Consider the following 13,023-nt stretch of genomic DNA (forward strand, 5'->3'; position numbering starts at 1 on the left):
ATCTATTATCACAGTTCAATATCTAAAATACTTTTAACTCTATTTTCACCTAAAATGTAATTAGCTATATTAAATAATTCCTTATCTTCTGTGATTAAAGTTAAACTTTCATCAGTATAACAAGCACATATTTGTAATAAATCATTTTTTGATAAATTATTATTTTCAAATCTTCCTTTTATTTCGTAATCATATATCATAAAGAACCCACTCAGATAACTATTTTTAACTTCAATACTACAGGGTAAAAGCTTACAAAACCTTTCACTTAAAATTTCTTGCCTTCTATATATCTTTTTCTCTTTAATTGAAAGTTCTTCTAATACTTCTTTTAATATAACAACTTTATTTTTCTCTATCAATTTTCCTAAAAGCATTGAATTATCATTCCAAAGCTTAATAACAATATTAGTATCTAATAAATATTTTCCCATTTTCAATTCTCCTCTTTATTATCTCAATTATTATATAAATTCTTTTTCATTGATTAAAGTTCTATACATTAAAACTAAAAGGTCCTTATCTAATACTATTCTTAATATAACATATAATAAAATATTTTACTTTAATTTATAAATTTACTTTTATTTCACAATATTTATCCTAATAAAATAAGTTGTTAATGTAATTTTTTAAATCCATAAGGAGGATATTATTTTGCCTGAACTATTTACACAACCAATTTTTATAGATAATGAAGGTTTTAAACTTGATGAAGCTGGTTCATTAATTGCTGGGGTTCATATAGATGCAGATAAAGCTTATTCAGAACTTCCTGATTTACTACAAAAATTTATCAATACTCAAAATGAAGAAGTTTGGTCAGAAATCGAAAAGAAAATTGATTATATATATAGTGGTATCTTTATTATGCTAAATTATTTAGATGAAGAAACAAATTTTATGTGTAAACTGCAAGAGGAAGTTAAAAAAAATAAAATTTTACTATTTAAACCCAATATAATGTCTCCTGATTGTATATCTGGTTATAATCACGGTGCAGGTTCAGCCTATTCACTTGCAACAAAATGGCCTATGGTTGCTGCAATTATGCGTTGGTTTCATGATAATGGTAATATAAATTATTCTCAAATGGGATTAATTGAAGGTTGTAATGATTTAATTGCTTCAATATGCAACAAAACCTTTAGTTCACAAATTAATAAGATAATTACTAACGAAGGAATATTAGAAGGCAGAGTTGAAGGTTTAGTTGATGGTGAAATTAAAACTTTTGATGGTGGTTGGGGATTTTATTATGTACGTAAATATTTATCATCACATTGTTCACAAGATGAATCTGATAATCCAATGAATGGATACGAAGAAAGCTGCAACGGCATACTCCTTGCCCCTGGTGAAGCCAAGAATAAACTAATGATTTATGATATTAATACGCTTCAGGAAGTTCCTTCTAGAAAAAGTATTTTTCTTGAAAAATTCTCACTTGCTTTCAAGCTAAGTCAACAAGAAAATCAAGAAAAAGATTTATTTTATAATAAAATGATATATGGCAAAGGCTATTGGCCAAGCTTTAAAACCGTAGAATATTTATATAATATGACATATGTATATGGAGGCCAATCTTTAAAATCAATTTCCCTTTCTTCACCATATGGATGTTTATTTCAATATTGTGATATAGTAAAAAATTCTGGTAATTATACCAAAAATCCCTCAACTGCTCTATCAGATTACTTCAAGGATTTAAATTCTGGAGAAAAACCTTTACCTTTTACCTTCTTTGTCCCTCATGGCTTTGGAAAACTAAACGGAATTAAAGTTCCTAATACCATTGAAACAAATGATCCAAAACTAATATTTACAGCTCATTTTAAAGAAATATGGTAAAAATTTCACTAATAAGTATTTAAACTATCACTATAATTTATTGGAACTGTAAACTAAAAACATACAGCTCCAATAAATTATAAAGTATCTACTATTGCCAACATACTATAAATGAAATTTATGTAAAATTCACTAATATTAACTCTATTATTTATAAAGAATTTCTTATGTAACATTTTGTAATCATAAGTCATAATATGTATAATAAAAATTTATTAAATAGGGGTGAAGTTTTATGTCTAAAAAATGTAGTTTTATTAAAACTCCAGATGATTTAAAAGCAATAAATAAAGGTTTATCTAAAATAACTACTCATGGAACAGAAACTTTAAATTTGTTTTGGAACACAGATATAAAAATATTAGAAAAAATATTACCACCACAACTTAAACCAGCTTCTTCAATGGTAATTGTATATGTATGTCATATTCCCTATATTAGCTTAGGAACCCCTTATTCAGAAGCAGGAATTATTATACCTGTATTATATAATAATGAATCTTATAACTATATGTTAGATGTAGTTTTATCAAATAATCAAGATATGGCTATGCTTATTGGTCGCGAAATCTTAGGCTTTCAAAAAAAACTTGCAGAAAAAATTACACTACACCGTAATGGAGACACAGTAACAGTATCAGTAAAACGTAATGGAATTAACTTCTTTAATGCTACAGCAGAAATAGTCACAAGTAATATTAATACTAATAATCTTACTACTAACTCTTCAAGCATTAATCAACCATCTATTTCAAAAGGTTTAACTATTACTTGTAATTTCAAGTACAATTGCAATAGGTTTCTATTCAATAACATTGAACTACAAGAATATGAACAAGAAACAATTTTAGCCTCTACAGAAAAAGCAATTATTACTGATATTAATTTAACCCCTTCACTTGACAATCCTTGGTCAGAGCTTAAAGTAATTGAGCCACTAGGAGCACAATATCAAATCACTTCAGAATCATATGAATATCCACCTACCACTCTTGAAAAACTATATGGTCCCGAATATTACAAATATTTATTAGGAAGATATGATTCTTCTCAAATGGGATATCCCTATAGAAATTTTAATGATTAGAATTAATATTTTTTAAAATGAGGTAACATTATTATGAATATAATTAATAAAGAAATTCTAGTCAATATAAACATTGCTGATATGGATAAATACGGCTCTTCAATCACTGGTATAAGATTAAATGTTAACAACGCTTATACAGATATTCCAGATTTACTAAAAGAATATATAGATTCTAATGAAGAAGATAATGAAAGTTGGCAACAAATTCAAAATAGAATTAATTATATATATTCTGCTGTTTCCATAATGCTAGCTAAATTAGATGAAGAAACAAATTTTATACTGAAAGTTAAAGAAGATATATCTAATAATAAGCTATTAATATTCAAACCTAATTTAATTTCTCCTATATGTATTGATCCTACTACTCACGGTGCTGGCTTAATGATTTATTTAAATACAAATTGGAGTATAATTGCTGCCATTATGCGCTGGTTCCACGATTATGCTAATATCCATTACTCTCATATGGCTATTGCAGAAGGTGGCTGCAGCATTGAGCTTTATGGTGTTCAATATAGTAAGTATACTAAGCATACAATAACTAATGAAGCAATATTTGAAGGACGATCTCATGATTTTTATGGTGATGATGATAACTTTTATGGCGGATGGGGATTTTATTTTGCTCGTAAATATTTATCTTATCACTGTACTAGTGATGAAGATGATAATCCAATGAATGGTTACGAGGAAAGCTGTAAAGGTATTTACCTTTCTCCTGGTGAAGCTATTAATAAAATGATGATTTATGATATTAACCAATTACAAATAGATAGATCTAGAGGGCGAACTATTGATATTCCTGATGGTCAAAATTATTCTGAAATTGTTTTGCATAAGGTTATTGTTGGCGGAAATAGTTCAGATTTAGAAGATATAAAACTTTATCCTTGTTGTGTTTTAATTAATGTTCCTACCATGAAACTTCATGCTCAAGATTTAATTACTAATGCACTTAAAAATCTTGGACTCGGACTTTATCCACTTCAATGTGCAGTAACTGAAAACCCATCTGATACAAATTGGCTTTATGGATCTCAAAACACTAAAATACCGAGCTATAGAAGTTTAGTTCCACACTCTCCATTAATTATGAAAATAGATGGGAATACTCATCTCCCTATGCGAGATAAATATGGAAGGTATATTATAAAACGCACTGCCGGATTCTCTGGAACACAATGTGATATTATTAAAGCTGTGCAAAGTCAAGGAATATTAATTGTTAATATTTCTGATAATATTAATATAGTAAATGTTGTTCATGCTGTTCCTACTGAGGCACAACCTATTCCTGAAGGTTTTATTTGGGCCTCTTTAGATTGCGTAGCACTTGATACTTTTTGCGCTCGTTATTGTTTCAATACCCTCCCAATGTTGGAGTCAAAAAAACTAAAAAAAGAATACCACTTCCCAACTGAATTCATTCATGATGTCCCTATAGCCAAAATTAAAAAACAACAAATAGTATCTACACTTTGGGTTGATTCTCCACTCTTTAGATACTATCTTTACAATGATGCTGAAAAAAGAGGTATAGGTTCCTGTTCATATTATATAAAGGGAGTAGATCTCACAAATAATACTAAACTTGCCTCTTATCATGGTCACCTTATATCTCTTAGTAATAATAATATGAATGAATTATTAACAAAAACACTTTACTATAATTCTAATTCTATACTTCATAGCTTACAACCAACTATACTAAGCTATGCCAAATCTAATGATACTTTATTCCATAGTAATTTATATAAAGAATTACTTGCTGGATTTGATGAAAATCATGATGGAATAATTGATTATAATGAAAGAGGTACTGGCTTTGAAAATTCACTTATTGAAGTAATATCAAATACTTCTGATATTTCTGCTTTTGAAAAGTATGCTGACTTAAAAGCAACCTATCTAAGATCATTATTATGGCTTAAATATTCTAACTCTAAATGGAATGCTGACGGACATGATTTTTTAAAAATGAAAATTCTTACTATGCAACTTTATGAAGCATTTAAATTAAGTAATAATAAAGAACTGAACCATGATCTGTTTTTTCATAATATGGTATATGGCAAAGGCTATTGGCCAAGCTTTAAAACGGCTGAATATATTTATAATATGTCAACTATATATGGAGGCACAACAACTGAAACAATTTCTGAATACTCAGCATATGGTTCAATATTTAAATATTGTGATATTGTATTAAATAATAGCCATTACACCAGTTCTACAAATGCTTTATTAAATTATTTTAATGACTTAAAATCTGGAATAAAACCTCTACCTTTTACTTTCTATATACCTATTGGATTTGGGAAAATGAATAGAAAACCTATACCAAATACAGTAGAAACAAACGATCCAAAATTAATTTTTACAACTGAATTTAATGAAATTTGGTAATATCTTTTATATAAAATACTTTTTTTAAATGCTATTTTAAAGCTAAAGAAGGTTTATACTTTTTTAATTGAGATAAACCTCCTTCTCCATTTTCATATTTGAAATAAAAATACCTTTTGCTATTACATCAGTAAAAACAAAAGGTATTTAATATCGAAAGTACTATGGTTTTCATTATGTATTCCATAGTCAATTCAGTTTTCACCCATTTCTAGAACTACTAAATTTACTTAAAAGTCCTATTCATCCCATCCTTCTGGGAATTCAGCATTGTGGTAAACTTCTTGAACGTCATCATCACTTACCAATTATTTTACTGTTCTACTAGGTTTATTACTACTTTTTACTTCAAAGCATATTAACAGTTACCTTAACTGAAAACATCAGTAAAAACATAATCATTATATAATAGTAACTATATTATGTAAATATTACTTTGATACAATATTTATTTATTTTGCTTTCTAATTCTTATGTTTTCAGCTTCCTTGGCTTCAATAAATTCACTAAATTCCTTAATATTTTTGAACTTCTTTATATATTCATCTTTAGTCATAAATTTTAATAATTCATGTACTGTAACTTTAAGGATAAGTAATTCTTCTACATTACAAATTCCATATTCTGTGTAAAAATCTATTTTTCCATGCATCAAATCATTTCTTACACTTTTATAAACACTAATAACAATACCACTTATTTTCCTAGTTTTTTTAGGTTCCTTAAATATATACTTTGGCAAGTTTTGATATATTTCTTTTTTATCTATTACATTGAAAATTATCCTTAACTTTCTTCCAATATATGTACTATCAAATTCATGCTCATCATTTTCTCTAAAAATATAGTTTAAAGCAATTGCCCATTTAATAACTCTTTCTGAAGAATACCCCTCATTATATATTGAATAAATAATCTCTAATGTCTTACAAATCTTTTTTTCATAATCAGTTTTATATTTAAAATCTTTTTTTAATATTTCTAATACATCTTTTATACTGTCCATATCATAATCTATATTTTTTGCTACTAATTCTTCACTTACAATATTAGGACATATCATATATTTTCCATTATATATAGACATATAAGAGTTTAAACCTTCTTCAACTTCAAGTATTGCCTTATTACTTATAACTATTTTTCTTTCACAATCTGGGCTTTTTTGTTTACTATATATTGCTAAATATAATGCCCCAATTGTTTGTTTTAAAATTTGTAATGCTAATGAATTATTGCCATCCTTGCATATATTTTTATAATTATTATACTTCCTCAAATCAATAACAGCAAATGTTGTCACTTTATTAAATTCATTTATAAATAAAAAATCACTTTGTAATTCCTTATCAATTATATTATTGAACAAATAATTACTATCAACAAAGTCAACATACCCTACTTTTAAAATACTATTTTTATCTAATTTTAATCCAAGTATTGGATAAATAAACCTATCTTGATTAATTACTTTATGAGCATATCCTAACTTAATATTTTCCCCATATAAACCATATAATTCCTCCAACTATTTAAAATTTATTTACTCTATCTTTTGAATAATTTTAACAGGTGGTTCTAAAATATATTCCCAAAAACTTTCATCATTTTTCAGAAATTCTTTTAATGCCTTTCCTTGCCAATAATAATCAGTTAACATTGATGCAACAAGCATAGATTGATTCTCTATTACCAATTTCTGAATTGTATCTACTAAAAACATATCAGCCTTAAAGATGTTTTCTGCTTCAACTTCCCAAATATCATAATCACTTATATTAATATTCATTAAAGAACATAATTGATTAAATTTATCTAAATTATCAATTGCAAAAATAGCATTTGCCCTTGAAGGTAAATTCTTATCTATTGCTTGTCTACCTTTTTCTAATATTAATTCTGTTACTGGATGAATATATGTAAATGCACCACCTATAGCAAAATAATGTTCACCATGAACACATACCCCTTTACTAAAAGACTTATTAAAGTATTCTTGTAACAAAGAAGTAGTATAATCATCCATACACTTTATATCATTAATACTTTTTGATTCTAATATCTGATTTTCCTTTAATAATCCCTTTTTTGCCATATGATATAACTTCATATTTCCCCCTTTAATATCTTTACTTTTATTTACATTATAATTTTTTCCATTTTGATATGCAACATATTAATTTTATTACATTCATTAAACATTGCTATACTCTCACTTTTCTTAGTTATACAATTTTATTCTGTTGCATTATGTTTCATAATTAATAAAGCAAACATCTATATTGTGTTGTCATTAATGAAATTAATGCAAATACTTCTTAATTAATTATTTCTTTATTTATGTTCTTTAATATATGTTCTTTATAGAGTACATATGGTAACCATTTAAATTACAATGTGTTCTAATAATTATCAATAATTTAATACCCAAACACCCTCATATACCATTGTTAAAATTATTTAACCATCAACAAAACATCCTACTTTACCACTATCATAATCAATTAATAATGGTAATGCTTTTCTATGTGAATATTTTTCTTCATCAGAATAATAATAAGCAACACCCTTGCACCTATATAATAATTCATTAAAATCTTCTTCTAATAATTTATGTTCTACTTCACTTAAATCTACTTCTTTTCCTTCTACATATCTTGGTTGTAAGTTCATCACTTTATATGTATTAGCTTTACCAATTAAATTATTTCCTGTTCTTATTTTTTTAATATACCCATGTTCCTGTAGCTTTTTTAATACTTGCTTTGCTTTTGAGTTTGAAAATTTACCTATCTTTGCTAACTGCTCTGATGATAAGAAAAATAAATCACCTTTTCTTTGGCTATTATCCTTTTTATTAACTAATCTAATAATATATATTAATGCCATTCTTTCATAAATATCTAATTCAATATATTCACCTTCATCAAGTAACCAATTAGGAACCATAAAATACCTTTCTTGTTTATCACTATATTTTTCACCCTGTTCTAAATACAACACCTTTTTCATTTACAAATCCTCCACCCTATTTACTGTTTTATACTTTTTCTAAATTCTTCTACTGAATAATCAACTTTCTTTCCTGTTACTTCATCAATAAAATAAATATCTAATATTATTTCATTTTCTATATCAATTACATGAACCAACTTCATATCTTTCACCTCCTACATACATTTAGGTTCAAGGTCCTTAAATAACTGTGACTACCTTTTACATAAAGCTAAGTTCCTTACTCCTATAAATTTGTGACATAAAAAAAGACAATGAAACTTAATTCATTGCCTAACTAACATTTTATTTAATTCTCAAATTCATTAATGGACTTGTTTTAATACTTATTTCAATAATATTTTTATCTTCTAATCCCTGTAAGTATCTTTTTGTTATACTTATATCTTCATGACCTAATAATCTGCTTAATGAATAAACATCTAATCCATTTCTTAATTGTGCTTGTGCAAAATAATGTCTACAAGTATGTGGGGAACATCTTATTTCACTTCTTATTTTAGCTTCCTTACCACAAAGCTTTACTATTCTCTCAACTGCTTCACCTGTCATTCTTTTTCCTCTATATGATAAAAAGTAAGCATCATCTTTTATAATACTATCTTTAATGTATTCTTCTCTTGCCCTCTCATATTTTATCATTATCTTTTTAAGCATTGGACTTATAGGAACAACTCTTTCTTTTCTTCCTTTACCTTTAATATAAATAACAGTATCCTTTATATCTAATATACCTAGTGTACAAAGTTCAAGGTTTCTAATACCTGTATCAAATAAAACTGCCATTATACATTTATTCCTTGTTTCAAGATAATTCTTATAGCTGTACACCCCTAGCATCCCCTGTACTTCATCATCATTAAATGTCTTAATTACTGTTCTTTTTTCTCTTTGCCATTCAACCTTTAAAGCTATATTTCTGTTTATATATTCTTCCTTATAGCAATACTTAAAAAATGCCCTTATGTTCTTTAATATATTATTTACATAAACAGAACTTCTTCCTTTACTTAATAAATACTGAAAATACTTTTTAATATGAATATGATTTATTTCCTCTAATTCAAAAACTTCAAATTCTTGTTTACAGTATTCCATGAACTTTAAAATATTGTTCTTATACCCCTTTATTGTTCTAGGTGTATAATTTTGCACCTGTAACTCAAAAATAAATTCCTTTACAATATCTTCTACTAACATAAATAAAAAAGCCACCTTTCATAATTAAATAAAATTATGAATAGTGACTAATTAAATTATTGCTTATTCTTTTTATCTATCTCAGCCTGACAAACTTTACATATTCCATTATGTCCATCAGTCTTTGTTCTGTTTCTATGGAAATCTGATAAGCTTTTTTCAATTTTACAGTGTTGACAAACCTTTGTAACTGTTGATTTTCTACTCATACTTAATACACCCCCATATTAACTTATATGTTTTTAAGCAATAAAAAAGAAGCACTATTCATAACAAATTATCTGCTAATCTGCTTTGAAAAGTAGCTTCTAAATGAACATCATAGTCAAAACTATGCTTTCTGTTAACATTTATCATAATGAAGAGGCTTTTTTCCTACTTCATATTACTTTTACCTTCTGTAAAACATATTGTAAAAACACTGATAACACTGACTATTACTGCATTTAACAGTATTACTCATCCCATCCTTCTGGGAATTCAGCATTGTGGTAAACTTCTTGAACGTCATCATCATCTTCAAGTAAATCTAACATCTTTTGGAATTTCTTAGCTGCATCTTCATCAATTTCAGTATATGTATCTGGAATCATTTTAACTGCTGCTTCTAAGAATTCTAATCCTTCAGCTTCTAAAGCTTCTCTTACTGTACCAAAATCTTCTGGTGCAGTTGTGATTATGAATACTTCTTCTTCATCACTATTGAAGTCTTCAGCTCCAGCATCTAATGCCATCATCATTAATTCTTCTTCATCAAGGTCTCCCTTTTCTATAACAATTTCACCTTTTTCTTGGAACATAAATCCTACACATCCTGTAGTTCCCATGTTTCCACCACCTTTAGTGAAAGCACTTCTTACATTTCCTGCTGATCTATTCTTATTATCAGTTAAAGTATCAACAATAACAGCAACTCCTGATGGTCCATATCCTTCATAAACGATTCTTTCATAATCAACTGCTGATAACTCTCCTGAAGCTTTCTTTATTGATCTTTGTACTGTATCATTTGGCATATTAGCTGCCTTTGCTTTTGCTATTGCATCTCTTAATTTAGGGTTGTTATCAGGATCTGGTCCTCCATTTTTAACAGCTATCATTAACTCTCTACCTATCTTAGTAAAGATCTTCCCTCTTTTAGCATCTGCTTTACCTTTTTTGTTTTGTATATTATGCCATTTTGAATGTCCTGACATTATTTCATCCTCCTAAATCTTAAAATAATCTAAAAATCTTTTTTATTATATCATAATGAAAAATATTAAACAATTTTTGTGTAAATATATGAATTATAAAATTTTAAATAATCTATTTTCTTCCTTAAAATAAATATCTTTTTCACTCTTTTCAACAATAATCTTTCCATTACTTGCTTCAATTGCTTCTTTTTCAATTTCATCTGCAACTGAAACTTCTGCCAAAATATGAACTATAACCTTATCAGTATATTCAGTATCTTCAATATGCCAATTGTTTTGACCACAGAAATACTGTACTTTACCTATCATATCATAATCTAAATGTAGAGATACTTTTACACCTTGAACTTTCTCAACAACTCCACCGGCTTTTAATGCTATAGATGCTCCTTTTGTATATGCCCTAGTAAGCCCCCCTGCACCAAGTAATATTCCACCAAAATATCTTGTTACAACTACTGCACAATCTGTTATATCAGACTTCTTCATAACCTCTAATATTGGAATACCTGCTGTTCCTTGTGGTTCTCCATCATCACTATATCTTTGTATTCCCATATTTTCGCCTATAACATATGCCCAGCAATTATGTCTTGCTTGTTTATGCTTTGACTTTATTTCTGCTACGAAAGCTTTTGCTTCTTCCTCATTTTCTACCCTTTTAGCATATCCAATAAACTCTGATTTTTTTTCGATAAAACTATCTTCACCATATTCCCTAATCGTTATATATGCCACTGTTGTAATTCCTCCTTAATAATGTCAATTCCCCTTAATATTTCATCTTCATTAACTTGAGAAAAGCCTATCTTAAAATAACTTTCTCCCAAATTTAATCCCCTATAAAATATTGTTCCTGGAGTAATATAAACACCTTTTTCCTTTAATTTATAAAATAATTCTTTTGATTGTATATTTTTATTTTTTATATTTAAATAAAAACTTAATCCTCCCCTTGGATCCATAAATGCTACATAATCCTTAAGTTTTTCATTTAATAGCTTTTTCATTAATTCATATCTTTTTATATAACCATTTTTTAAATCATCTATATATCCAATCCAATAGCCTTCTTTAATATACATCTCTAATGCTCTTTGCATTAGTGTAGATGTTGCTATATCTGTATTAATTTTAGAATTTTGAATACTTTCTCTAAATTCCTCTGGACATATTATATAACCAAGTCTTATTCCAGGCAAAAATATTTTCGAAAAACTCTTTATATAAATAACCCTATCATTAGTATCTAAAACTCTGAAAGGTTCATGCTTTATATTCTCATCAAATATTAATTCTGATAAATAATCATCTTCTATTATATAAAAATCATATTTATTAGCTAACTCTAAAATTTTAAGTTTTTTTTCTTTACTATAACTAATACCTGTTGGATTTTGAAAATAACTCATAGTATAGAAACATTTTATTTTATTTTTCTTAAGGACTTCTTCAAATTTTTTAATATTTATACCATCTTCCTCAATTGGTATTTCAAATACATTAGCTCTTCTAAACTTAAATACAGATAATGCACCAGCATAAGTTGGCTTTTCAACAATAACATTATCATTAATATTTAAAATGGCCTTAGATGCAATATCTATTCCTTGCTGAGCCCCTGATACAATTAATAAATCTTCAACATTTAAAGAATTATCCCAAAATACTTCATTAATTGTGCTTCTTAACTGTGAATATCCAAAAGCTTCTTCTTTAATCAAAGCTTCTGCTCCATCTCTATCTAAAACTTCATTAATAACTTTTTTAAATTTATTTATTGGGAAATTAACTATTCTTGAACTTTCTCCAGTAAAATCTATAATATTGCTATCATATTTATTTTTTATCAACTTTATTTCCTTAGAATACTCTTTCTTAAAATAATCTACAATTTCTCTCTTTTTTGCAAATGTTCCTGACCCCATCTTTTGATATGCATAGCCTTCAGAAACAAGCTTATTATAACAATTTACCACTGTTACATTATTAACCTTTAAAGCTTTAGATAATTCTCTTATAGGAGGAAGTTTATCTCCATCTTTAATAATTCTAGAATTAATCAATTTTTTAATATTTTCTGCTATTTGAACATATTTAGGTTCATAATCATTAAAATCAATACTATACTTTTCCATATTATCCCCCAATAAATTAATACCTCAAATCGTACTCATACAATTTATTATAAAAAATTTAATATCCTAGGTCAAATAAAAAGGTTGTATCAAAATGTAAACTTATCTGATACAACCAACT

At 27.0% G+C, this 13,023-nt stretch carries 13 protein-coding genes; 3 read left to right on the top strand and 10 right to left on the bottom strand.

Annotated features, from left to right (window positions below; translation table 11 throughout):
• Positions 1 to 8 precede the first annotated feature (8 nt).
• A complete protein-coding gene (locus ABUA17_RS05770; protein WP_042393673.1) occupies positions 9 to 434 on the bottom strand; it encodes a PIN domain-containing protein in 426 nt (141 codons plus the stop codon).
• Positions 435 to 657: 223 nt separating this feature from the next.
• Here ABUA17_RS05770 and ABUA17_RS05775 point away from each other — a divergent pair, with 223 nt between their 5' ends.
• From ABUA17_RS05775 to ABUA17_RS05785, 3 genes are all read left to right on the top strand, one after another.
• Positions 658 to 1,851, top strand: a complete 1,194-nt coding sequence (locus ABUA17_RS05775; RefSeq protein WP_042393670.1) for a hypothetical protein — start codon at positions 658 to 660, stop codon at positions 1,849 to 1,851.
• 235 nt (positions 1,852 to 2,086) lie between these two features.
• Positions 2,087 to 2,938 (top strand): acetoacetate decarboxylase family protein, encoded by an 852-nt coding sequence (locus ABUA17_RS05780; protein WP_195951239.1) that lies wholly within the window; start codon positions 2,087 to 2,089, stop codon positions 2,936 to 2,938.
• Between the two features lie 33 nt (positions 2,939 to 2,971).
• Positions 2,972 to 5,350, top strand: a complete 2,379-nt coding sequence (locus ABUA17_RS05785) for a DUF362 domain-containing protein (RefSeq protein ID WP_243275937.1) — start codon at positions 2,972 to 2,974, stop codon at positions 5,348 to 5,350.
• A gap of 448 nt (positions 5,351 to 5,798) precedes the next feature.
• On the opposite strand, the gene ABUA17_RS05790 is transcribed toward ABUA17_RS05785, so the two are convergent.
• The 9 genes from ABUA17_RS05790 to pdxR all read right to left on the bottom strand — a co-directional run bounded on the left by ABUA17_RS05790 (position 5,799) and on the right by pdxR (position 12,902).
• Positions 5,799 to 6,878 carry a hypothetical protein gene (locus tag ABUA17_RS05790; protein ID WP_349817973.1) on the bottom strand — a complete coding sequence of 360 codons (1,080 nt, stop codon included), beginning with the start codon at positions 6,876 to 6,878 and terminating at the stop codon, positions 5,799 to 5,801.
• A gap of 15 nt (positions 6,879 to 6,893) precedes the next feature.
• A complete protein-coding gene (locus ABUA17_RS05795) occupies positions 6,894 to 7,460 on the bottom strand; it encodes a DUF2441 domain-containing protein (RefSeq protein ID WP_195951241.1) in 567 nt (188 codons plus the stop codon).
• 350 nt (positions 7,461 to 7,810) lie between these two features.
• On the bottom strand, positions 7,811 to 8,362 hold the full coding sequence (locus ABUA17_RS05800; protein ID WP_195951242.1) for a hypothetical protein: 552 nt from the start codon (positions 8,360 to 8,362) through the stop codon (positions 7,811 to 7,813).
• 20 nt (positions 8,363 to 8,382) lie between these two features.
• Positions 8,383 to 8,508, bottom strand: a complete 126-nt coding sequence (locus ABUA17_RS05805; protein WP_279325359.1) for a hypothetical protein — start codon at positions 8,506 to 8,508, stop codon at positions 8,383 to 8,385.
• Between the two features lie 142 nt (positions 8,509 to 8,650).
• The gene (locus ABUA17_RS05810; protein ID WP_195951243.1) at positions 8,651 to 9,565 is read right to left on the bottom strand and encodes a tyrosine-type recombinase/integrase; all 915 of its coding nucleotides are present in this window, start codon (positions 9,563 to 9,565) and stop codon (positions 8,651 to 8,653) included.
• A gap of 56 nt (positions 9,566 to 9,621) precedes the next feature.
• A complete protein-coding gene (locus tag ABUA17_RS05815) occupies positions 9,622 to 9,774 on the bottom strand; it encodes a hypothetical protein (protein WP_195951244.1) in 153 nt (50 codons plus the stop codon).
• A gap of 246 nt (positions 9,775 to 10,020) precedes the next feature.
• Positions 10,021 to 10,761 (bottom strand): YebC/PmpR family DNA-binding transcriptional regulator, encoded by a 741-nt coding sequence (locus tag ABUA17_RS05820; protein ID WP_042393627.1) that lies wholly within the window; start codon positions 10,759 to 10,761, stop codon positions 10,021 to 10,023.
• Between the two features lie 93 nt (positions 10,762 to 10,854).
• A complete protein-coding gene (locus ABUA17_RS05825) occupies positions 10,855 to 11,502 on the bottom strand; it encodes a YigZ family protein (RefSeq protein WP_042393625.1) in 648 nt (215 codons plus the stop codon).
• Positions 11,490 to 12,902, bottom strand: coding sequence for a MocR-like pyridoxine biosynthesis transcription factor PdxR (gene pdxR / locus ABUA17_RS05830; protein WP_042393623.1), 1,413 nt, complete (start codon positions 12,900 to 12,902; stop codon positions 11,490 to 11,492). The genes ABUA17_RS05825 and pdxR overlap by 13 nt, the downstream gene beginning before the upstream one ends.
• Positions 12,903 to 13,023: the final 121 nt, after the last annotated feature.

It is taken from the genome of Clostridium sp. RTP31139st1_H3_RTP31139_211217 (genome assembly GCF_040227035.1).
GTDB lineage: Bacteria > Bacillota > Clostridia > Clostridiales > Clostridiaceae > Clostridium > Clostridium saudiense.